General features: G+C 39.2%; 27 protein-coding genes and 1 pseudogene. 6 read left to right on the forward strand and 22 right to left on the reverse strand.

Translation table 11 applies throughout. The annotated features are described in order from the left end of the window. Positions 1-204: 204 nt before the first annotated feature. From J2Y03_RS25050 to J2Y03_RS25075, 7 genes are all read right to left on the reverse strand, one after another. Positions 205-444, reverse strand: a complete 240-nt coding sequence (locus tag J2Y03_RS25050) for a CsbA family protein (protein ID WP_132092912.1) — start codon at positions 442-444, stop codon at positions 205-207. Positions 445-540: 96 nt separating this feature from the next. Then, positions 541-1,476 carry a cation diffusion facilitator family transporter gene (locus J2Y03_RS25055; RefSeq protein WP_310199546.1) on the reverse strand — a complete coding sequence of 312 codons (936 nt, stop codon included), beginning with the start codon at positions 1,474-1,476 and terminating at the stop codon, positions 541-543. A 73-nt stretch (positions 1,477-1,549) separates the two neighbouring features. Beyond that, the gene (locus J2Y03_RS25060) at positions 1,550-1,915 is read right to left on the reverse strand and encodes an ArsR/SmtB family transcription factor (RefSeq protein ID WP_310199548.1); all 366 of its coding nucleotides are present in this window, start codon (positions 1,913-1,915) and stop codon (positions 1,550-1,552) included. Positions 1,916-2,084: 169 nt separating this feature from the next. Next, the gene (cydS, locus tag J2Y03_RS29065; RefSeq protein WP_396954264.1) at positions 2,085-2,186 is read right to left on the reverse strand and encodes a cytochrome bd oxidase small subunit CydS family protein; all 102 of its coding nucleotides are present in this window, start codon (positions 2,184-2,186) and stop codon (positions 2,085-2,087) included. A 12-nt stretch (positions 2,187-2,198) separates the two neighbouring features. After that, the gene (locus J2Y03_RS25065; RefSeq protein WP_310199550.1) at positions 2,199-3,224 is read right to left on the reverse strand and encodes a cytochrome d ubiquinol oxidase subunit II; all 1,026 of its coding nucleotides are present in this window, start codon (positions 3,222-3,224) and stop codon (positions 2,199-2,201) included. After that, complete coding sequence (locus J2Y03_RS25070; protein WP_310199552.1) at positions 3,221-4,567, reverse strand: cytochrome ubiquinol oxidase subunit I; 1,347 nt, start codon at positions 4,565-4,567, stop codon at positions 3,221-3,223. Before J2Y03_RS25070 ends, J2Y03_RS25065 begins: the two co-directional genes overlap by 4 nt. A gap of 258 nt (positions 4,568-4,825) precedes the next feature. Then, positions 4,826-5,404, reverse strand: coding sequence for a putative ABC transporter permease (locus J2Y03_RS25075; RefSeq protein ID WP_310199554.1), 579 nt, complete (start codon positions 5,402-5,404; stop codon positions 4,826-4,828). Positions 5,405-5,937: 533 nt separating this feature from the next. On the opposite strand from J2Y03_RS25075, the gene J2Y03_RS25080 reads away from it, so the two are divergent. Next, positions 5,938-6,090 (forward strand): hypothetical protein, encoded by a 153-nt coding sequence (locus tag J2Y03_RS25080; RefSeq protein ID WP_310199556.1) that lies wholly within the window; start codon positions 5,938-5,940, stop codon positions 6,088-6,090. Between the two features lie 202 nt (positions 6,091-6,292). Continuing rightward, complete coding sequence (locus J2Y03_RS25085) at positions 6,293-6,823, forward strand: COG3415 family protein (RefSeq protein WP_310199558.1); 531 nt, start codon at positions 6,293-6,295, stop codon at positions 6,821-6,823. 415 nt (positions 6,824-7,238) lie between these two features. On the opposite strand, the gene J2Y03_RS25090 is transcribed toward J2Y03_RS25085, so the two are convergent. From J2Y03_RS25090 to J2Y03_RS25155, 15 genes and pseudogenes are all read right to left on the reverse strand, one after another. After that, positions 7,239-7,955: a LutC/YkgG family protein gene (locus tag J2Y03_RS25090; protein ID WP_310199560.1), complete on the reverse strand. Its 717-nt coding sequence runs from the start codon at positions 7,953-7,955 to the stop codon at positions 7,239-7,241. Continuing rightward, complete coding sequence (locus J2Y03_RS25095; RefSeq protein ID WP_310199561.1) at positions 7,955-9,382, reverse strand: LutB/LldF family L-lactate oxidation iron-sulfur protein; 1,428 nt, start codon at positions 9,380-9,382, stop codon at positions 7,955-7,957. Before J2Y03_RS25095 ends, J2Y03_RS25090 begins: the two co-directional genes overlap by 1 nt. A 33-nt stretch (positions 9,383-9,415) precedes the next feature. Next, positions 9,416-10,132 carry a (Fe-S)-binding protein gene (locus J2Y03_RS25100; protein ID WP_310199633.1) on the reverse strand — a complete coding sequence of 239 codons (717 nt, stop codon included), beginning with the start codon at positions 10,130-10,132 and terminating at the stop codon, positions 9,416-9,418. Positions 10,133-10,321: 189 nt separating this feature from the next. Then, positions 10,322-10,774, reverse strand: coding sequence for an MFS transporter (locus J2Y03_RS25105; protein WP_396954265.1), 453 nt, complete (start codon positions 10,772-10,774; stop codon positions 10,322-10,324). A 32-nt stretch (positions 10,775-10,806) separates the two neighbouring features. After that, the gene (locus J2Y03_RS25110; RefSeq protein ID WP_310199636.1) at positions 10,807-11,010 is read right to left on the reverse strand and encodes an RbsD/FucU family protein; all 204 of its coding nucleotides are present in this window, start codon (positions 11,008-11,010) and stop codon (positions 10,807-10,809) included. A gap of 17 nt (positions 11,011-11,027) precedes the next feature. Further along, positions 11,028-11,126: an RbsD/FucU domain-containing protein gene (locus tag J2Y03_RS29070; RefSeq protein ID WP_396954266.1), complete on the reverse strand. Its 99-nt coding sequence runs from the start codon at positions 11,124-11,126 to the stop codon at positions 11,028-11,030. 43 nt (positions 11,127-11,169) lie between these two features. Next, the gene (locus J2Y03_RS25115; protein ID WP_310199565.1) at positions 11,170-12,075 is read right to left on the reverse strand and encodes a fumarylacetoacetate hydrolase family protein; all 906 of its coding nucleotides are present in this window, start codon (positions 12,073-12,075) and stop codon (positions 11,170-11,172) included. 94 nt (positions 12,076-12,169) lie between these two features. Further along, positions 12,170-13,330: a UxaA family hydrolase gene (locus J2Y03_RS25120; RefSeq protein WP_310199567.1), complete on the reverse strand. Its 1,161-nt coding sequence runs from the start codon at positions 13,328-13,330 to the stop codon at positions 12,170-12,172. Positions 13,331-13,342: 12 nt separating this feature from the next. Next, positions 13,343-13,657: a UxaA family hydrolase gene (locus tag J2Y03_RS25125; RefSeq protein WP_310199569.1), complete on the reverse strand. Its 315-nt coding sequence runs from the start codon at positions 13,655-13,657 to the stop codon at positions 13,343-13,345. A gap of 219 nt (positions 13,658-13,876) precedes the next feature. Continuing rightward, positions 13,877-15,169, reverse strand: a complete 1,293-nt coding sequence (locus J2Y03_RS25130) for a TRAP transporter large permease (protein ID WP_310199571.1) — start codon at positions 15,167-15,169, stop codon at positions 13,877-13,879. Positions 15,170-15,241: 72 nt separating this feature from the next. Beyond that, positions 15,242-15,715, reverse strand: coding sequence for a TRAP transporter small permease (locus tag J2Y03_RS25135; protein WP_310199573.1), 474 nt, complete (start codon positions 15,713-15,715; stop codon positions 15,242-15,244). Between the two features lie 134 nt (positions 15,716-15,849). Further along, positions 15,850-16,884, reverse strand: coding sequence for a C4-dicarboxylate TRAP transporter substrate-binding protein (locus tag J2Y03_RS25140; protein WP_310199575.1), 1,035 nt, complete (start codon positions 16,882-16,884; stop codon positions 15,850-15,852). A 103-nt stretch (positions 16,885-16,987) separates the two neighbouring features. Beyond that, a pseudogene (locus J2Y03_RS25145) lies at positions 16,988-17,860 on the reverse strand (fumarylacetoacetate hydrolase family protein). A gap of 22 nt (positions 17,861-17,882) precedes the next feature. Next, positions 17,883-18,656 carry an SDR family NAD(P)-dependent oxidoreductase gene (locus tag J2Y03_RS25150; protein ID WP_310199578.1) on the reverse strand — a complete coding sequence of 258 codons (774 nt, stop codon included), beginning with the start codon at positions 18,654-18,656 and terminating at the stop codon, positions 17,883-17,885. A 15-nt stretch (positions 18,657-18,671) separates the two neighbouring features. Then, positions 18,672-19,451 carry an IclR family transcriptional regulator gene (locus J2Y03_RS25155; RefSeq protein WP_310199580.1) on the reverse strand — a complete coding sequence of 260 codons (780 nt, stop codon included), beginning with the start codon at positions 19,449-19,451 and terminating at the stop codon, positions 18,672-18,674. A gap of 247 nt (positions 19,452-19,698) precedes the next feature. Between J2Y03_RS25155 and J2Y03_RS25160 the strand changes: the two genes are divergently transcribed. The 4 genes from J2Y03_RS25160 to J2Y03_RS25175 all read left to right on the forward strand — a co-directional run bounded on the left by J2Y03_RS25160 (position 19,699) and on the right by J2Y03_RS25175 (position 22,928). After that, the gene (locus J2Y03_RS25160) at positions 19,699-20,457 is read left to right on the forward strand and encodes an IclR family transcriptional regulator (protein ID WP_310199582.1); all 759 of its coding nucleotides are present in this window, start codon (positions 19,699-19,701) and stop codon (positions 20,455-20,457) included. A 79-nt stretch (positions 20,458-20,536) separates the two neighbouring features. Further along, positions 20,537-21,439 (forward strand): fumarylacetoacetate hydrolase family protein, encoded by a 903-nt coding sequence (locus J2Y03_RS25165; RefSeq protein ID WP_310199584.1) that lies wholly within the window; start codon positions 20,537-20,539, stop codon positions 21,437-21,439. A 21-nt stretch (positions 21,440-21,460) separates the two neighbouring features. Then, complete coding sequence (locus J2Y03_RS25170; protein WP_310199586.1) at positions 21,461-21,766, forward strand: UxaA family hydrolase; 306 nt, start codon at positions 21,461-21,463, stop codon at positions 21,764-21,766. Continuing rightward, a complete protein-coding gene (locus J2Y03_RS25175) occupies positions 21,759-22,928 on the forward strand; it encodes a UxaA family hydrolase (protein ID WP_310199588.1) in 1,170 nt (389 codons plus the stop codon). Before J2Y03_RS25170 ends, J2Y03_RS25175 begins: the two co-directional genes overlap by 8 nt. The last annotated feature ends 6 nt before the right edge of the window (positions 22,929-22,934 follow it).

A 22,934-nucleotide genomic window follows, 5' to 3' on the forward strand; every position in this document is an offset into this window, starting at 1 on the left:
CTAAAAACAAACCATTAATATACGAACCTACATTCGTTTTTCTTATGGATTTTCATTTTACCCGCGGAAAAAATGGATTTAATCGCCAAGTTAAGTCATTTACTCGCAAAATTTAACCATTTACTCGCGCGAAATCCTACTTTACTTGCTAACGGTAAAAAAGTCTGCCATTTGATAGACAGACTTCCATTCTCTGATAGATATTTACGTTTTTTTGAGGACTCTTTGTTTCACTTTGGCTGCAAGCCAGAAACCTGCTGTTAAAGACAATGCATCTATTACGATAAGGGGAAAGGTGTTTGTATAACCTTTATAAACAGAAGCAGCAATGAGTCCTACGGTTAAGGCAAGACCGATGTACCGATTATAAGTGACCCGGGTAAAAAGCAAAACAAGCAATCCTGGCAAAATAAACGCTGACAAGTATCTAATGACCTCTTCCAATGAGTACACCTCATTTATTTGTTACTGTTTATATATTTTAGAAATTTATTCACAAAATTGCAACAAAAATGATAACGATTGATTCTTGTTTATGAACTAGTTACATGTTCCATGCGGGCTAGGGCATCCAACCTCAGCTTTTTCAACCTGTATCGTACTATGCTCAATATGAAACTCGTCGTGGAGTATTTTTTGCGAATGAGCCAGAATTTCATCATGGATGGCTACATCTAAAATAGTAATATGACAGCTTAATACTGGATACCCAGAAGTAATCGTCCAGATGTGTAAATCATGGACTTCCTTTACCAATGGGATTTTACTAAGGGCTTCTTTAACCTGTTGAATATCAATTTGCGTTGGTGCACCTTCCATTAGAATATGGAAGGAATCTTTTGTGACGCGGAAACCGCTAATAATGATTAAAACCGCGACAATGACACTGGCAATCGGGTCTGCAATGGTCCATCCAAAGAACATAATCAGTAAGGCTGCAACAATAGCACCGACTGAGCCAAGCATGTCACCTAGCACATGTAAAAAGGCACTTCGAACATTAAGGTTATCATCCTTGTCACCGCTCATTAATATCCAAGCAGCAATGATGTTCACCACTAAGCCTGTTACTGAAATCATCAGCATTCCTGTACTTTGCACCTCAGGTGGAGCAAAGAAACGTTGAAAGGCTTCATAAAAGATATATAAAGAAATGATAATTAGGGTTAATCCATTCAGTGCAGCTGCAATAATTTCAAAACGTTTATAACCATAGGTTTTTTCCTGTGATACTTGTTTTTCTCCTAGCTTAATGGCGAAAAAGCTTAGTCCTAGTGCTGCAGCGTCACTGAGCATATGCCCGGCGTCAGATAATAGAGCTAAACTGTTTGTTAGAATGCCGCCAATAACTTCAACAACCATAAAAGCAGCAATCAAAATAAAGGAACTAAGCAGTGCTTTTTTATTACTCGTATGTGAATGTCCGTGACCGTGTGAGTGCCCATGAGAGTGTCCATGGTGATGGTGGTGTCCCATAAATATTCCTCTCCCAACTAGAGTTGTCTCTTAGTTTTTTCTTATCTCTATTTTACAATACATACCCGAATTATTATCGGCTGGATACCTCGTGCTGATGCTCGAAAGCGATGTGAATGAGTTGTTTCACATGGTCATCATCGAGAGAATAATAGACTAACTTTCCCTCTTTACGGTACTTTGCCAGACCCAGACCTTTTAAATGGCGTAAATGATGGGAAGCAGTAGCCGTGGTCGCACCGACTATATTTGCCACATCACAAACACAAAGTTCCTCTTCAAGGGTGAGAGCATAAGCAATTTTCATTCGCGTTTCATCTGATAAAGCTTTAAAAAGCTTTGTTACTTCAACAATATTACTTTTTTCAACTATAGGCTGAAGCCGTGTAGTTTTATGGGTATCAACACACGTAACCTCGCAAACATCACGTTCCTTCATTCCATCACCTCATTCATTCAAATCTTTACTTGATTATATGATATTCAAATCAGGATTTGAATGTCAAACATTTTTTGTTTCTTCGTGCTTTTTTCCGTATCTTCCATCAAATTAAAAACCAGCTTGAAAATAATTCAAGCTGGTTACTTGTTTCCTATTACCTTTTTTATTATTTTATATCCTGATCTTTTGCCGCCAATAAAAAGGAAACCGCAATGGAAAGAATGACGAACAGAAATGGTGCGTAAAAGATAAGAAAAGCTTCTAACATCTTCATTTCTCCTTATACATGATCATTTCGTTTACCCTGTACATATTCTTTATTAAACAAAAACAGCTTTAACAGCAGATACAAGGATGGCAGGAGTAAGCCGAGCCCGGCAATAAAGGCGATAATTAAAGCTGTTGCCATCGTTTCGTTGGTAAAGCTATCATAAATACTAAGATGGGGATAAAGTAAATATGGGTAATGTGAGATTCCATACGCTAAAAAGGCGAGTGAAAATTGGCCAATTAAGAGCCAAAATGCTAACCAATAGGAATGCCGCTTCCAAACGAAATAAACAGTTCCAATAAAGAAAGCTACGGAAAGCGCAAACATCCACCATAAATCTATTAACCGCTGATAATGTTCGGGATTATGGATTTTCAATTCAACAATAATGCCCGCAGCGGCAATAATTGCTGGTGCTGCCCAAATAAGTGAGTATTTTCTCATAAGATTTGTTGCAGACTCATCCTTTGCTTGATGGGCGTACCAGGTTAAAAATACAGCCGAAATATATAACACAGCTGTTAAACTCAGTACAACAACGCTCCATGATAAAGGACTTGTAAATAGGGCCCAATAATCGAGCACTGGTCCCGATTCTCCTATCGTTACGAATCCGCCCTCTGAAATCGTCAAAACAATTGATAAGGATGCTGGAATAAACAGACCGGATAGCCCATAGATGATGACAAACCTTTTATGTTTTAGTCCTCCATATGTGGTAAATGCATAATAGGATCCACGAATCGCTAGTAGAATAATCGCAACACTTACGGGAACAAGTAGAATGGTGCCGTAATAGTACGCTGTTTGTGGAAAGAAACCAACCATCCCAACAAAGAAAAATACGAGAAACACATTCGTAACTTCCCATACAGGCGATAAGTATCTTTGAATAATCTTAGTCAATATATGCTGCTTGCCCCTTACAGTACTGTAAGCATTAAAAAATCCGGCACCAAAATCAATGGAAGCAATGATAATGTAACCGAAGAGAAACATCCCAAGAACCGTAATTCCAATAATTTCAAGATTCATAGTGCCTCCCCACTCCTTTCAGCAGCTCGGTCTGATAACTCTTGCTCTACTGTATTTTTCCGGAACATTCTCATCAGCACGACTATACTTCCAATTCCCAGGATAAGGTACAATCCAGCAAACAACAGCAGCATAAAATCTACCTGTCCACTCGTTGTTGCCGCTTCTTTTGTACGCATAACCCCCCGCAAGATCCATGGCTGCCGCCCCACTTCATCTAGCCACCAGCCTGCCTCGATTGCAAGAACAGAAAGTGGTCCCCCCAACACAATCAGCCAATGGAACCATCTTGATGAGGTGAAGCGCCATTTTTTCCAGGTACCAACGAGATATACCAACGACAATAATGTCATCCACATACCAATCGTAACCATTACATCAAATAGGTAATGGATATAGAGGGGGGGAACTTCATCCTCTGGAAATTGGTCAAGTCCAATTACTTCTGCATTCGGGGCACTATGAGCTAAAATACTGAGTGCGAATGGAATTTTTAAAGCGTATTTTACTTCCTCATTCTCAAGGACTCCATATAAAATCAACGGCGCTCCTTCTTCTGTTTCAAAATGCCATTCCGCTGCTGCTAATTTTTCAGGCTGATATTTTGCTAAATATTTTCCGGAGAAGTCTCCAATAACAGCGCTAGCTATGGAAAAAATGAGTCCAATTTTCATTGTTAAAAATAAGGCCTTTTTATGATAAATATGGTTAGAACCCTTAAGTAGACGAAATGCACCGACTGCAGCCAGTACAAATGCTGAAGTCATGTAGGCTGTTACCAGGACATGGGCAACCTTAGTCGGCATCGCTGGATTAAACATCGCCACAATCGGACTTACATTTACTAGCTGCCCATTTTCAAGGTCAAAACCCTGGGGAGCATTCATAAATGCATTGACGATTGTAATAAAAACGGCTGAAAAAGAGGCCCCAATCGCAACAGGAATCAGCAGCAGCAAATGTTTTCGTTGATTCTCAAAGCGGTCCCATGTATAAAGATAAATGCCTAAAAAAATCGCTTCAAAGAAAAACGCAAAGGTCTCCATAAAGAGCGGCAGGGCAATGACATTTCCCGCTAGCACCATAAAGTTTGGCCATAGCAGCGATAGCTGTAAACCAATAGCGGTGCCTGTCACCACCCCGACAGCAACAGTAATCACAAACCCGCGTGTCCATCTTCTTGCTAATAATATGTAATGTTCGTCCTGCTTTTTTATCCCCACCCATTGTGCAATCATTATCATCAGTGGAATGCCAACACCAATGGTTGCGTAAATAATATGAAAGGACAAAGTTAATTCTGTTAGGACTCGGCTAAAAAAGACCGCTTCTTCATTTCCCATTTTCCTACCACCTTTTCTTATCCTGAAAATACCCGTCCTATAAAGGATAACCCTAATATGAAAGCCATAATAAAACTAAGCAAGACCAATTTCCGTTCCTGTTTCTTATAAATATTAATCACTCCCCGACTCATAATTACCATCATTATCCTTCCCAAATTTATCCGTTATATAGAAATTTTTTTAAAAATTATTGAAATATAAAAAACTCCTTCTTTTGGGGTGAAGGAGTTTTCGTTCATTTTTGATATTATTATATTATTGGATAGGATTGGTTGATTCCGCATCGGCAAGCGCTTGTGAAGAATGTCTTCTAATGGATAATGTAAGTTCAGCAATAAAATATAACACAACCGCCGGCCAAATCCATGCCCATAAAAATTCGGCTGCTTCATAGGCAGAAATAATGACAGGATGAATCCATTTTATACAGGCTAAGGAAAGGAAAATCCAGCATAGAGAAAATGGTAAACATACATGCCCATGAATCTGCATCGGCATATTAGAATAATCCCACCATTGACGTTGGAAAAACTTCTGCAGTAGCGTTCCACTCAAATACTCGATAAAGGTAGGAATAATAAAGCATAGCAAAAAGATTATTCCCCAATTCGTTTCAGGACCAATCAAATAAACCAAGACCACAGGGGCAAAACCATACATAGGCTTAAAGGGTCCATGAAAGAAATTTGGTTTAAAAAACTTTCGTTTTGTAGCGTAACTGTAGCAATTTTCTATTAGCCAGCCAATCAAAGCATAGATAGTGAAGTAAAAAACAACGGCTGATACTCCTTCAAAATTTAAATTTGCATGAGAGGGAAAATCTAAAAAACTCATCATATGGCTAAACCACCTTTCTTGGATATGAAATTTTCCATTTTAGGTTTAACAGGCAGGCTTCCAAATATACCGGAAAATTCCTATCCTCTTGGCATAGCTCTTTTCCCATTTAAATCAAATTAAAAGCCAAAGAAGGTTAATCCTTTGGCTTATTCCTGTTATTTTTCATAATCCCACGGAATCTGATGCTGTTGCATCAGTAAGTTTGTTAATTAAATTTTTCATAATCTTCCGGAATAGAGCACTATAACTTTTATCTGGAAGTGGATTTTTCACAATCATCCGAAAAAAATATCTTTTCTAAAACATTATATAGTTCCTGTATGGCCTTTAATAAAAATAAAGAGGATGTTTGTGTAGTTATTAATTTAAACATCCTCATAACATTTCTTCGAATACTTTATTAGTTCCTTATTCTCCTAACATCGTTTGAAAAGGATGATGCCTCCTAACAATGAGCCAATCAGTAAGCTCAGTGATGAGACTGGGATTACTGAAGCTACATTGTATAATGTGGAGGAAAGATGCTCGTGCTGCAGGAAATGCGACACCTGGGGGATGGGCAAGGATCTGAACAGCGGAATAGTGAAGATAAATTCCTCATCGTGATGGAAACATACGCAATGTATGGAGCAGAATTAGCTGAGTATTGTCGAAAAAGAGACTTTATAAAGAACAAATAGAGGCATGGCGTGACACTTGCCTTAACGCGAACGGTCGGGAATTTAATCAAACGAAACAGCTGAATCAAGAGCTGAAAGAAGAAAAGAAAAGGCAAAAATGTTAGAAAAGGATTTGCTAAAAAAGAGAAAGCATTGGCGGAAGCTGCGGCCATATTACTTTTAAGAAAAAAGCCCAAGCGATCTGGGGGAACCAAGAGGACGAATGATTAGCCCGTCAGATCGCGCACTAGCAGTAGAACTCATCCAAGAAGTCAGTCAAAACGGTGCGCGATTAGCTCCAGCCTGCAAAGAACTAGATATCAGTGTACGGACGTATGAACGCTGGGTTTCAGAAGGTGGAGTCAAAGAAGATCAACGTCCCATTGTCCCTCGTCCGGAGCCTAAAAGTAAGTTAACAATAGCAGAAAAACAGGAAATGTTGGAGATACTTAAGATGGAAGAGTTCGCCAATCTACCACCCACTCAAATTGTGCCAAAATTAGCCGATCAGTGCATTTATATAGCCTCAGAATCTAGCTTTTATTGTGTGATCCGTGAACAAAACATGCAGCATCACCGCGGACGAAGCAAAAGACCGGAACGAAAATTACCAGAAAGCATCTGCAATAGTTCCAAATCAAGTTTGGACATAGGATATTACCTGGTGTGCGCCCATAAGGAACTATTGAAGAATCTGCACTTTGCAATGCAGCAGAATAATATCACAACTTCTGTTATCAACTGGTTTATCTAGAGACAAAAGTCATAGGAGAAAATAGCATGCCAGGTAAAGCCATAAGTTGATTAGCTGACCATATCACGACTGAATGGCGAGATAATACAGTGTGAACATTACGAAATAAGTCTTGAAAAATTAGTTAAATAAATGCCCTTTTATGTTGTTAAATATGTGGATGATAAATGGGATATTCACTCTCCTCTCACTCTATATCATTATTAGTCGCTCTCAACATTCATTTTTAAAAAGTATGAAAGTAAAATTATTGATAGGTGAAGAAAATTATAATTTGCTTCTGAAAAGTGGATACTTTCCTATATTTATTTTTACAACCATTCCACTTTAAGTTAATGACATGTCGGCTAAGTCCTTAAATAATTTAGAGAAATGACTAAACCTCATTTCTCTAAGGAATAGTGGAGCTATGGGATTATATATCATCCACTACAATATATGTTGCTTTAATCGGACCATGTACACCGATTACGAGAATCATTTCTATATCGGCTGAATTACTCGGTCCTGTAATAAAATTAATGCAAGAAGCTACTAGTTCCCCGCTTTTGACTTTTTCACGAATGATTCGTGCAGCTTGTGTCATTCGGGGTACAATACTACTTTTTGGGACAATAATGATGGAGGTAGCTGGTAAAAAGCTAACTGTTCTCCCTTTATCCTTACTACTAAAAAGGACAACTGTTCCTGATTCTGCTAACGTTATATCACTAATCGTGATTCCGACATTTGCGTGAGACGCTTTTTCGATATTTTCCTCTTTCTTTGTATGATTCCATACATGAAGGTCCACACCTTCTTGAGGCCAATCTTCATTCATTAACTGCGATAAGCCGTATTGAGCAAATCGTTCATCTTTCCAGGTAACAACGGAACCTCCTCCAAAACCGTTAACAACTTCTTTTAAAGAATGGGGTAGATTTGCCGAATTTGTCAGCACAAAATCAGTATGAATATTTTTACATTGCTCTTTTAATACCTCTACCAATTCCTCCTGTGTTGCATTTTTTAACACCGCATCTTGAGGTTGGTAGTTCCACTCTGGTCTTTTTATATTCGTTTTTCTTTCACGTTCTAAACGATGGGCAATTTTCCCCAAAAAAGCTTCACGATTTTGTATCACACCATTCATTATTGTTCCTCTCCTTTTGAACGGTTATTAAACCAATCTCTAAACCTATATTTATTCGGTGCTGGGAATTCCCTAGATTCTGTCCACGTTTTCAGAGGACCCGGACCTTTTGAAATTTTATTTCCTTGAGTAATCAGAGACATCGCAGGAGACGCCATTTTTGAGCCAATCGAATAGAGCGCTGGTGAAGAAGCGCCAAGACCAAATGCTTTCATTAATATTTTTTCAGATATCGGAGCACGACCTTCCTTCTCTACAATGACTTGTCGATGTTTGTGAAGAAGCTCATGCAATGGAATTTTCACTGGACACGCTTCCGTGCAAGCCCCACACAATGTTGACGCATACGGCAATTCCTTGTAATCGTCATAACCGCCAAGTAATGGTGACAGGACGGCACCGACTGGTCCCGAATAAATGGAACCGTAAGAATGGCCTCCAACTTGACGGTATACGGGACAGGCATTTACACATGCTGCACAACGTATGCATTGCAGAATGGATTGAAATTCACCACCAAGAATGTCAGATCTGCCGTTATCGACAATGACAAGATGGAACTCTTCCGGACCATCAACGTCTCCTTCCTCCCTTGGACCGGTTAAAGTCGTGATATAGCTTGTGAGCTTTTGACCTACTGCACTTCTTGTCAATAAACTTACAAGTACTTCCATCTCTTCAAAGGTTGGAACAAGTCTTTCCATTCCCATGACCGTAATTTGTGTTTTCGGCAATGCAGCTACAAGGTCTGCATTCCCTTCATTCGTCACTAATGTGATGGAGCCTGTTTCAGCAATGGCAAAATTACAGCCTGTAATTCCAATATCGGCCGTTAAATATTCATGACGTAATTTTTGCCGAGCATGTAAGGCCAGTTCCTCTGGTTTTTCCGTTTTGGTATAACCCTGATTTTTTTTAAAGACATCACGGATTTGTTCTTTATTTTTATGCAGGGCAGGAACAACGATATGGGATGGTGGATCATGATCATCTACTTGTAAAATGTACTCACCAAGATCTGTCTCAATCACTTCACATCCCATTTTCTCTAAACCTGCATTTAAATCAATTTCTTCCGTTACCATAGATTTTGATTTTACAATCTTTTTAGCCTTTTTCTTTTCGACCACATTTTGTATATAAGATGTTGCCTCTTCGGCGGTTTGAGCGAAATAGACATGACCGCCTCTTTTGGCGACATTATCACTTAATTCATATAAATAATAATCTAGATTTTCTAGTACATGCTGACGGATTTCTTCTCCATGTGAGCGCCAATCTTCCCAATTTCCTAACTCTTGAGCAGCCAAAAGGCGACGTGATTGAAAACGTTCCTGTGCACTAGAAACCGCGCTGCGCATAAATGAGTCATGTATTCCTTTATCCACACGGTCCGTAAACTTTTCTTCACTTGTTTTCATTGCCATATACCCTTCCCCCTTTACAACTTGTTTGTTTTCTTATTTGCTGTTAAGAACTTCTGCAATATGCATCACTTTAATGGATTTTCCTTTGCGATCGATACGACCACCGATGTTCATTAAACAGCCTGCATCTGCCCCAACTAAGATATTTGCATCGGTTTCCTCGACATTACATACCTTTTCATCAACCATTTGTTCTGAAATATCTCCCATTTTGACAGAGAAAGTCCCTCCGAAACCACAGCATCTTTCCTTCCCTGGAAGCTCTGTAAATTCCAATCCATTAACATGGCTTAGTAATTTCATCGGTGCTTGTTTTACTCCAAGCAATCGTGTCATATGGCAGGAAGTGTGAAAAGTTGCTTTCCCTTCTAATTTCGCCCCGACATCTTCTACACCTAATACATCTACAATAAATTCAGTGAATTCATATGTTCTATCGGCAAGTGCTTTTGCTTTTGGTTCCCATACAGGGTCGCCTTTAAATACATGTGGATACTCTTTGAACATATAAGCACAAGAACCTGAAGGCGATACCACATATTCTGCGTGTTCAAACGTCGTAATCATTTTTTTCATCGCATTTTTCGTTTCCTCCACATACCCGCTATTATAAGAAGGTTGACCGCAACAAATCTGTGAATCTGGAAAATCGATTTCGCAGCCGAGTCTTTCTAGCACTTCGACAACAGCTTTGCCGACATCAGCTTGAAACATATCTACTAAACATGTAGCAAAAAGGGTTACTTTCATCTTAATCCGCTCCCTTAACGATAATCTTTTATGTATAAACATTTGATCGATCATTTCTTACAAATAAATCTAGACCCCTACCTGCTGCTTGTCTTAAGGTAAGGGTCGTATTGGTCGATTAGATTATAGAAAAACTATGATTCCAAATTTCTCAAGCCTTTCCATTTACAGGAAGTGACCATAAGAAGTTTAAGCTCCTTTGTCCATAGCCACACCTTTTTCTCTAGCTTTTTGACGCCAAACCGCTTCGATTTCTTCTAACGTTTTTCCTTTTGTCTCCGGTGTTTTAGCGAAAATATAGAAACACGCGATCACTGATAATCCAGAGTAGATCAAAAAGACGTTATATCCTAAAGAGCTTAAAAGTGGCAGGAACGTTGCTGAAAAAATAGCATTCAATGTGTATTGTGAGAATGTAATAATCCCCATACCGATAGCTCTTGCTTGCAGTGGAAATACTTCAGGAATGTAAAGCCAGAATACCGGCCCTAAACCAATTCCAAAGGCAAACACATATAAGAATACGCATACCATACTTAAAATAGTAGAATCTGAAAATGCTAGACCGATTAAAGGAAGTACTTGTCCACCAATACTGTAAATCAATAAAGGTTTTCTACCTAATTTATCGACAATAAACAAGGATAAAGCAGTAGAAATCACCAAGGCAGAACCTACACCAAAGTTTGCAATATTTGAGCCGCTCCATAAAAATCAAATCGCTCTAATCGGTTTATTTCAACAGAAAACTTACTTTTTTGATCAATGACGGCTTTTATTTTTCCCCAAATGATTGGATTTTCTGGATCTCCCTCTACGATATCCATCAGGATGACAGGGGATGGATCATATGTATCTAAAGGAAAAAGAATTAATATAGCACTAAAAAGCTCTTCTACTCCATGACCAGAGCTGGAATCAAACGGTTTGAATGACTTGCAGCCGGAAAATTTCCGTCTGCAAGTACAATTTCATCACCAGGTCCCATTTCCATTAATACTTACATTAGTTTAGGCGATATGATTGGCGGTATACCCTTAAGCATGCTGTAATGCTCCATCTTTTACAAATTTATTTGTCAGTTTACCTAATTTTTCTATTTCCACTGATACTTCATCACCTGGTTGAAGGTAGACACGCTCTTCTACAGGTAGACCGAATACGACTCCTTCTGGCGTACCTGTTAGAATAAGATCACCAGGTTCTAGTGTCATATATTTAGAAATATAACTTACGATTTCTTTACAAGTAAAGATCATATCAGACGTATTCGAATTTTGACGTAATTCTCCATTTACATAGGTTTTCAAATTAAGATTGTTTGGATCACCCACTTCGTCTGAAGTGACTAAATAAGGACCTACAGGACTAAATCCATCAGACGTTTTTCCAAGCAACCATTGATGGGTGCGCATTTGCAAGTCTCTTGCCGAAATGTCATTGACCGTACAATATCCAAACACATGTGAAAGGGCTTCTTCTTGTGTCACATTTTTCGTTCTTTTACCAATCACAATGCCTAGCTCCACTTCATAATCGAGTTCATTTGTGACAGATGGCACTTCAATTTCACATTGGTGACCTGTCAATGTGTTATCAAACTTGTTAAATAAAATAGGTACTTCTGGGTATGGTGAATTTGTTTCATCTGCATGCTTACGGTAGTTTAATCCTACACAAATAATTTTATGAGGTTTAGTCACGCATGGACCCCAAACGACTTCTTCTTCAATGATAACTGCATTATTGTTTGATACAGCTTCTTTGATCTGATCTTCAAATTCTTTTAAAGGGATCTCGTCTAATTCAATCACTTGCATGACATCTGTATAGATTTCATTCCAACCATTTTTCTTTGCTGTTTCTACCACATCTATTAATCTATCATCTACTTGAACCGCTAATCTTTCGTTTTCATTTTTTAAGAACGTTGCAAATTTCATTTTTCATTCTCCTTTATAATGCTTTTTTCCACGGGATCCTCCCGTAACAAGTGCTACTCTATTTTTTAATTTCCCCATCACTTTTCCTCTCTTTTTATAAACTGATGCTAATTCGACTTATACTAAATTCTTGATGACCCAAAATCTCCGCTTTTGTCTGTTCACCTTGTGCGGTTTTGATGACGGTTTCAATAATACGGTTCCCTGCCCCATCAAGGGTTTCTTTGCCCTTCATAACAGCACTTGTATCGATATCAATATTGTCTTCCATACGATTGGCCGTCATTTCATTTCCTGTGATTTTGATTACAGGGATTATTGGGTTCCCGGTTGGTGTCCCTCTTCCTGTGGTAAAGCAAACCATATGTACTCCCGCAGCTGCCATACCACTGACACATTCGATATCATTCCCAGGAGAATCCATAAAGTAATAGCCGTTACCTGGAATTTCCTCTGCAAATGGTAATACATCTTTTAATGGGCTTGTCCCAGCTTTGCTTATACAACCTAGTGATTTTTCTTCGATCGTGGATAATCCCCCTTCTATATTTCCAGGGCTTGGATTTCCTCCACGCATGTCTGCGCCAATTCGTTCAACCTCTTTTTCAAATCGCTCCACATACGCATATACTTTATTAGCGACTTCTTCATTGATAGCGGTTTTGGCCACGATATGTTCTGCTCCGATAATTTCGGTTGTTTCTCCCATGACAATCGTGCCACCTTGTTCAATGAGAACATCTGCGGCTTTTCCAAGTGATGGGTTGCTGCATAATCCTGAAGTCGCATCTGAACCTCCACATTTCACACCAAGTATTAATTCTGAAAGTGGGACATCCTCTTGAGGAACTTTTGCAATTTCTACCGCTAATTGTTTAAGCAGTTCAGATCCTTTTTGAATGGCTTTTACAGAACCACCTGCTTCTTGAATATCGATCCACTCAACAGGTTTCCCTATTTCTTCGATTTCTTTTTTTAATACTTTTGCATCAATCACTTCACATCCTAAACTGACTAAGAGAACGGCACCAACGTTCGGATTTTTCCCCATTCCTACTAATAATTTATGTGTACGTTCCTTGTCATCACCAATTTGGCTGCAGCCATGCTGGTGTGGGATTGCCACTGATTCTGGTACAGCCTGCTGAATACGATTGGAAACATGATTCGCACATACCACTGTCGGGATAATTAACAAATGGTTGCGGATTCCCATTTTTCCGTTCGAACGACGATAACCTTTGATCATTTTCATGATTTTTCTCTCCTATCTTACTTTGTCTCCCCTGCCTCTAATTCCTTCGATGTTGTGAACATGTACATGCTCACCTGGCGTAATCTCCGCACTAGCAGCACCGATCACTTGACCATATTTCACAACATGTTCTGATGATTGTATCGGTTTGATGGCGATTTTATGTCCAAAAGGTATTGCTTGTTTTGCCGCCAATTCTTGCTTTACTTCACCCACCATGTATCGTAAAACTTCGCCAGACTCGATATCTTTTAAAAGAGTTGCCACATTATCATTCTCAGACATAACAACACATGTTAATTCTTGTTCATAAGCTAACTTTCCCAAGTCATATCCTCCTTTCTTTAAACTTGTAAAATGATTTTGCATTTCCGGTAAAAATTTTTTCCTTATCAGTTGAAGTTAGATGATTTGGCAAACCTCTTTGAATAATTCTGATTACATCTTCATAACTGCCTGCCTCTATATTTTCATAGAGTTAATTCCACCATATTCTATTTAGACCACAAAAATTCAAGCAATCTAACATAACTTCCCTACGCTTTGCTACATTAAAAGATTCGGCAACCACATGGTAATCCATGGAATATATGTTATCAACAATAACTCAAGTATCATGACCAATAAAAACGGGATAACCTCTTTTACAAAATCCTCAATTTTTGTACCGGTGACTTGACAGGTCGTATACATGATTGTTCCCAATGGGGGATGAATAGTTCCAAGAGCCAAGTTAAATAGTAGGATGATTCCAAAGTGAACTGGGTCGATCCCATATGACTGGACCATCGGCATTAATAGTGGAGTCAAAATAATGATGGCCACATTGCCTTCCATAAACATTCCTAATAATAGAAGAAAAATATTAATTATGAATAAAAACATGATAGGGCTATCAACTAATCCGGTTACAAATTCTGTTGCAGTTTGAGGGATTCTCTCCCATGTAAGAATCCAAGCAAAGGCAGAACCTGATGCAATGATAACCAAAATAGATGCACTGACAGATACCGTTTCACGCAAAGCCTCCTTGAAATGATGGAACTTCATTTCACGGTAAAAAAGCAACCCTAGAACTAAAGCATAAATAACCGCAATCGCTCCCGCCTCAGTCGGGGTAAACATTCCTCCCCGGATTCCTCCGATGATAATTACTGGCAAAAGTAATGCTAATATCGCATCTTTTGAAGCAAATAAGATTTCTTTAGGTCGTGCCATTTTTTCACGATAAGGGAGATAATTTCTTTTCTTAGATATAAAATGTGTAGTAACCATTAATAAAGCACATAACAATATCCCTGGAAAAATTCCTGCTAAAAACAACTTCCCAACCGAAACATTACCGATAAATCCATATAATATCATCCCTATTGCCGGAGGTATCATCGCATCAATTACAGCTGAAGTAGCAATAACTGAGGTTGAAAAACCGGCAGAGTAACCTCTTTTAGCCATTTGCGGGAACATGATTTTAGAGAACATGGCAGAGCTCGCCACGGAAGAACCAGAAAGCCCCCCCATCATAGTACTTAAAAGAATATTGACCTGCGCTAACCCGCCTGGTAAATGGCCTGTAAACACTTCTGCAAAGTTAGTCATCCTTCTTGCGATTCCTGAATAAGTCATTAAAGCACCAGCAGCAACGAAAAACGGAATAGCTAGCAATGGTATTGATTCAACCCCCGCCATCATCCTCTGGATCATTATCATCGGTTGCAAATCAGCTGAGAATAACATGTATACTAACGTACCAACAATTAGCGAGAAAGCTATTGGAACATTCGCAAAAAACAAGATGAATATGGTTACTGTAGCTATCGCGACGCTCATCGTATTCATTAACCCCTTTCCTAATCGTTATCATTAACCTACTTTTAACTAAGTAGATTCACTTTCTTTTTCGGTTAATGGTCAGTTTTCCGATTTTTCCTTAGTAATCCTTTTCCTAATCATGTGCATCAAAGCTAATAAACCGCCAATCGGAACAGCAATGTCAACAAACGTATAACGAATACCTAAAACTGGGGTTAATTTATCCAACGCATGAGTAGATAAATTCATTCCTAAATAAATAAAGACAAAGATTACTACAATAAAAATGTTGATTTCTCTAAATATATCAACAGCTACTCTTGTTCTTCCATGAAGTTTTCGAACAAAATAATCAATACCGACATGTTCATCTCTTTTTGTTACTGCACTTATTCCAATAAAGGCAAACCAGACAAACAATAGTAAACTAACTTCTTCAATCCACTCAAACGGACTATTCAGGACATATCGCATGAAAACTCCGATTATGGTTATTGCGGTAATACCAATGAATGTAAGCGAGGCAATAATATCATCCAGGTTAAGAAGTAAATTTTTAACTCGCGTCCACATATTTAATCCTCCTTAATCAAAATACTGGTAAACTACGTCTAATCTACTTTTCTTCACCAGCAAATGTTTTGACCGTCAGGCCCTGTAATTTAACCGATGTTGGATCCATCCAAGATGGATCCAACATTGGTTTTTTATTTTCCTTCTTTTATTGTCTTTTGTACCTTCTCATATAATCCTGGAGACCATGACTCTACATCACTATATATATCTTTTACTGCCTCCCTGAATGCGGGTTGATCTACTTCAGAAATAGTTACCCCAGCTTTTTTTAGATCTTCAACTAGTTTTTCATTAACTTCTAGCATACTCTTATTTTGGAACTCTCCTGCTTCATTTCCAGTTTCTTTTAATACTTTTACTAGATCTTCTGGCAATGTTTCAATGAATGTCTGACCAGCTACCCACTGTAGAAGCATATTGACATGACCAGTTAATGTTACATGTTTTGCATTTTCATATACTTTTGAACCATGGATAACAGGAAGAGGATTTTCCATCCCGTCGATTACACCCTGCGCAATGGCCGGATAAACTTCACCCAATGGCATAGGGGTTGGGGTTGCCCCCATTTTTTCAATAGTTTTAATGGATAATTGATTGTTTGGTACGCGTATTTTAAGCCCCTTTAGATCGGAAGGCTTTTTTATTGGCTTTTGTGTAATCAAATGGCGATCTCCATAAATCCAATTTGTAGTAACCATATGAAGGCCTTTTCCTTGCAACTCTTTGTCTAATCCTGCAAACCATTCGCTCTTGGTTAATTTTTGCAAATCATCATAGGAATCTGCCAAATAAGGAGCTGATAGAATGCCGATGTCTGGAACATAATCCATTAAGAAACTTGCATCTGCAATTTGAATGACGCCTGTACCTAATTTCATTTGCTCAATCATGTCTGCTTTAGAACCTAATTGTGAGCTAGGATATAATTCCATTTTGATCTGACCTTTGCTCTTTTCTTCAGCAAGTCTCTTCCATTCATGAGCGGCTAAATCTACAGGTTCTCCGGGTTGATTTTCATAAGATACTTTAATCGTATATTCTTTTTTGTCTCCTGATTTAGAATTTGATTCAGTAGATGTACTAGTACTTCCTCCACAAGCGGAAAGTAGAACTGAAAAAGCCAAAATTGCGGAAAGGATGGAACACATTTTTAATTTTTTCATTTTGAATACCCCCATTTTTAATTAAATTCCCGTGAAATTCATTTGTTCTTAAACAGGTTCTTATGATTTATACTCTATGAATCTCTCACTAAATCAATTATTCCTACTTCTCCATCCGATTCGTTAATTGACCCAATTTTTCGATTTCAATCGTTATTCCATCTCCATCTTTCATCCATACCTACTTTTCCTTTGGATAACCAAAAATCACTCCTTCAGGCGTACCAGTTAAAATGATATCCCCGGGTTCTAAAGTCATATAGCGAGAGATGTAACGAACGATTACATCACAATGAAAGATCATATCGAATGTATTGGAATGCTGTCTGACCTCTCCATTGACGATGGTCTTAATTTCTAGTTGATTCGGATTACCTATTTCATCTGAGGAAACAATATAAAGTCCAATAGGACTAAAACCGTCACAACACTTTCCTAATAACCATTGATTAGTTCGGAACTGCAGGTCACGAGCGGATAAATCATTGACATTACAATATCCGGCTACAAAATCTAATGCTCTTTCCTTTGGAACATCCTTTGCTCTTTCTCCGATGACAATAACCAACTCCGCTTCAACAGGCAAGGAGATATCCTCTCCATGTGCAGCAATGGTATTGATGAATTTATTAAACAAAACTGGGTATTCTGGGACTGGCATATTGGATTCTTCTGCATGCTTACGATAATTAAGCCCTACGCAAATAATTTTCCCGGGCTCAGGTACACAGGGCCCTAGCTGAAGATCTTCTTCTTTTAAAAATAATTCCAGTCCTTCTGTTTCCACCTTTAAATGGAGAAATTCGGCAAAAGCATTTCGAGCTTCATTTCCCCCATCCAACCATAGCTTAATGGATAATGGAATCTTCTTCTCTCCATGACTACATTCTCAAGCTCGTGCTACATCCAAAACGCCACGGGTGGCTTTTACGCCAATTTGAAGTCCCTGATCATTTTTAAATGTTAATAATTTCATCTTTATACCCTACTTCAATTCTTTAAGCCATCTTCCCTGAAACAACCCCGCCATCAATATAAAGAGGGGATCCCATCATAAACTTGGATTCATCAGAAGCAAGGAATAACGCTGCTTTAGCAACATCTTCTGGCCTTCCCAAATCACCGCTCAATTGGCGCTTCTTAATGTTGTCTAGGGCTTCTTCCGGGTTATCGTAAGATGTTCTCAGATAATCCTCTACGAATGGGGTTAAAATGGTTCCCGGTAAAAGTGCATTTATCCTAATATTATAAGGTGCGTAATCGACTTGCATCGATTTCGTCAGCGATAGAATAGCCCCCTTGGTAGCGGAATAGACTGCTCGACGCTGAAGTCCCATTTCAGCAATACAGGAAGACATATTAATTATGTTACCTTCCTGGCGCTCCATCATATGCGGCAGGACATACTTGCTTGGTAGAAACACACCCTTCACGTTTACGTTGACTACGCGATCCCACAATTCTTCGCTCGTTTCATGTACTGCCCCGACACCCGAAATGCCAGCATTATTAAACAGAACATCAATCTGGCCGGCAGCCTCCAAGCTTTTATTGACTAATATCTTAACATCATCCTCTTTGGTCACATCTGATTGAATAAAAGTGGCTTGTCCTCCTTGAGCCTGGATTTCAGTCAAGGTCTCTTCTCCATGCTTTTCAGATATATCATTAATGAGGACGTGCGCACCTTCTTTAGCGAACAGAAAAGCGGTACTTTTACCAATCCCGGAACCTGCGCCGGTAATCAAGACAACTTTTCCTTGTAGTCTCATGTCATTGCACCTTCTCTATACTTTTTTTTTAGATTGGACAACATATCCTGCATGCAAGGATAAGCGATTTGCTAATTTAATAATTTCATCGCGGGCTAACTCATACTTTTCTTTCCAGCTGTTCTCCAGCATGGTAAAGCTGACGGCAGCAATAATTTTATTTTCATGATTAAAAATAGGAGCGGCGATGCAATAAAATCCGATCACGGCTTCTTGACTTTCTCCGATAAAGCCATTGTCTCTAATTTTCCCTAGCTGAACCCATAACTGATCAATATTTTTTACAGTATATGGAGTAATCTCTTCTAGCTTCTCCTCAGGATAAAGGGCTTTCAAATGAGCATATCCATATTGGGATAACTGTACTTTTCCCATCGCTGTCGCATGAGCAGGAAATCTTATCCCCGGATCCGTTGCTACCCTTATAGGAGAGGAACCTTCCTCCTTCGAAAGATAAACGATGTGTCGTCCATCTAAGATCGAAAGCTGAATCGTCTCATTTACTCGTTTCAGGGACGTAAGCGCTTCTTCTGAAAACGACTGATGCATATCGAACTGCCTCAAATATGCTGCACTGACCATTCCAAGCGCAGGTCCAAGAGAATAAGTATCACCTTTCTCTTTAACTACCCAACCTAACACCTCCATCGTATTTAATAATGAAAAAATCGAGCTCTTGTTGATACCTAACATTTTGGAGATGTCTATTAATCTAAGTTGAGAAGGTTCAGCAACTAATAGCTTTAAGACTTCATTAGCCCGTTCAATAGCAGGAACCCAATATTTCTTTTCCATGGAGTCAACGCCTTTCAAATATGTAGGTTTAGTTTAGTATAATAAACTAAGTTTTGGAATTTCATTTTTTTTACTATATCATACGCTTCCACAACTTGACAATAGGTTTTATTAGAGAATTAAGAATATTATGCAAAAATAAAATAATGATTGATTTTACCAACTAATCTATAATATAGTAAAACCAATCCATAATATTCAGAATAGTCGAACATAGTTTTATAATATCAAACAGAAGGTGAAGCAAATGCCTATCATTCAATCCGTTGATCGCGCGCTCCGAATACTAGACTTATTTGATGAGCATACAACCGAGCTAAAAATTACAGACATCAGTGAACTGATGGGACTGCATAAGAGCACTGTCCATTCACTTTTGAAAACCCTTCAGGAGCATCGGTATATCGGCCAAAATCCTGAAAACGGGAAGTACAAATTGGGAATGAAGCTTTTCGAACGTGGGAATTACGTAATCAGTTCCATTGATATCATGCAAATGGCTAAAAAGTACCTTTTGGATTTATCTATTAAAACAGGCCAAACAACTCATCTAGTCATCTTAGATGAAAAGGAAGGCGTCTATATCGATAAAGTAGAAGGTTCTATGGCTGTTATTCGTTACTCACGAATAGGAAGGAGAATTCCTCTCCATTCTAGTGCAGTCGGGAAGATTCTCCTTGCCTTCCTTGATACTCGAGAAATAGAACGTATTTTACAGGGATATGTCTATACACAACAAACAGCAAACACCATTACCCATAAAGTTGAATTTATGCAGGAGCTAAAGAATGTAAGAACACAAGGCTATGCTGTGGATAACCAGGAAAATGAACCCGGTGTTCGCTGTATCGCAGTCCCTGTGAGAAATCATTCCAATCAGGTGCAAGCAGCAATCAGTATCTCTACTTTGGTCTCACGCATAAATAATCAGGAACTAGACGAATATTTAGCCCTACTAAAAGGTGCTGGTCAAGAGTTATCCGAACAAATGGGATATTCCCTCTAATAGTCAACTTATAGCTCTCTTCTTTTAGACAATATTACAAAACACAGTTTTATAATATAAAATAACTGGAGGTATTCACATGCGTATTATTCGCTTTTCAAACGAACAATCCGTCCCTGTACTAGCTGCTATAACCCTTGAATCGAAGGTTTACTCATTGCCTCAAACAGATTTTCTTGAATTGGTCAAACAGGCGGCTGAACAACAGCAAACCCCTCTTTCCCTAATTCAAGAAATCATTGCAGATTCCCAACCCATCGAAAAAAATGTTGAGGAACTATCTCTACTTACTCCCATTGATGCACCTGAGGTCTGGGCAGCTGGTGTTACCTATGAAAGAAGCCGTGATGCTAGAAATTATGAAGCCACAGGCGGAAAGCTAGATGCCACTACCTTTTACGATAAAGTGTATCATGCCGAACGACCTGAAATTTTCTTCAAAGCAACCGCGGCTCGTACGGTTGGCCCCCAGGATGACGTCTATCTCCGCAGCGATTCCCATTGGCAGATTCCTGAACCTGAATTAGGTCTTGTCATCAATAAAGATGGGAAAATTCTGGGCTATACCATCGGTAACGACATGAGCTGTAGGGATATTGAAGGGGAAAACCCGCTATATCTTCCACAGGCAAAAATCTGGAAGAATTCCTGCTCCATTGGACCCGCTATTCTTCTAGCAGAGGCTGTTGAAGATGCATATCAATTTGATATTGTTTGCCGTATCTTCCGAGATGGGGAAAAAGTGGTGGAAGGAACAGCCAATACACGGCAATTAAAGAGAAAATTCGATGAACTAATCTCTTACCTCATGAAGGACAATGAGATTTTTGATGGAACCGTTTTATTAACAGGAACATGCATCGTGCCTCCAAATGAGTTTTCTTTGTCCGATGGTGATTATGTTGAGATTGAGATTACTGGAATTGGTACCCTGAAAAATCCAGTGAAGCTGCCTTCAAGCAAATCTATAGCCTTTTCTTAAATTTCCATACAGGAGGTCCATATGAGCAACGAGTTTAAAACCGTTATGATGAAGCCACAAGATAAAGTGGCAGTTGCCCTCGATCACATCCCTGAGGGAAGTATTGTCCAAGTTACTTGTCAAGGCAAAAGATTTACTGTCAAATTGAAGGAAGATATTGAGTTTGGTCACAAATTTGCAGTCGTTTCAATTTCATTTGGTGAGGATATTTTAAAGTACGGTGAGGTCATTGGCGCAGCCATTCAAGATATTCAACCCGGTCAGCATGTTCATGTTCACAACCTGGAAGGAAAACGAGGAAGAGGGGATAAAATTGCATATGACTAGTGAGAAAAAGTTCTGGGGATATCGTCGTCAAGATGGTCGCGTAGGAATTCGAAATCATGTCCTGATTTTGCCCACAATTACATGCGCAACCCAAGCAGCAAAACAAATTACCGAGCTTGTTCAGGGAACCGTCTCCTTTATCCACCAACATGGCTGTGCTCAGGTAGGTGTTGATTATGAGCAAACGTTTCGCACCTATGTCGGTATGGGTTCTAATCCTAATGTTTTTGGCGTCGTTGTTCTAGGGCTTGGATGCGAAACTCATCAAGCCAGAAGTGTAGCGGGTGAAATCGCCAAAACCGGAAAGCCTGTTGAAGTCGTATCGATTCAAGATCATGGAGGTACCTTAATGGCTGTTGCCCAAGGAGCTAAAATCGCTGCAAAATTAGTTCAGGATGCATCAGCTCAAATGCGTGAGCTATGTGATTTCAGTGAATTGATTATTGGTACAGAATGCGGCGGATCTGATGCTTGTTCAGGCCTTTCAGCCAACCCTGCTGTTGGTGTCGTGAGTGATATGATTGTGGACTTTGGAGGCACTTCCATTCTGGCTGAAACAACCGAGCTGATTGGCGCTGAGCACCTGCTGGCAAACCGTGCCGTAAATGAACGGGTGGCTAAACGGGTGTATGAAGTGATTCATGCGATGGAAAATCGCTCCATTCATATGGGAGTTGATATCCGGACAGGTAACCCGAGTCCTGGAAATATCAGGGGTGGGCTTAGTTCCTTAGAGGAAAAATCATTAGGTGCTGCCAATAAGGCTGGTACTCGCCCATTGCAAGAAGTGATTGATTACGCTCAGGTCCCTACTCAAAAAGGACTGGTTTGGATGGATACACCGGGACACGATATCGAGCAGTTGACAGGTATGGTTGCTGGCGGAGCTCAAGTAGTCCTGTTTACAACAGGGCGAGGTACACCGACTGGTTCTCCGATTGCCCCCGTAATTAAGATTGCAACCAATACTTCCATTTTTGAAAGAATGGAAGACAATATCGATTTGAATGCCGGCACGATTATAGAAGGAAAAGAATCCATCGACTCCGTAGGACAGCGAATTTTCGATGAAATTTCAAGGGTTAGTTCAGGTAAGTTAACGAAAGCCGAAATCCTGAAGCAGCATGATTTTGGAATTTGGCGTATCGGTCCTACATTCTAATTTTTA

The organism is Neobacillus niacini (genome assembly GCF_031457145.1).
GTDB lineage: Bacteria > Bacillota > Bacilli > Bacillales > Cytobacillaceae > Neobacillus > Neobacillus niacini_J.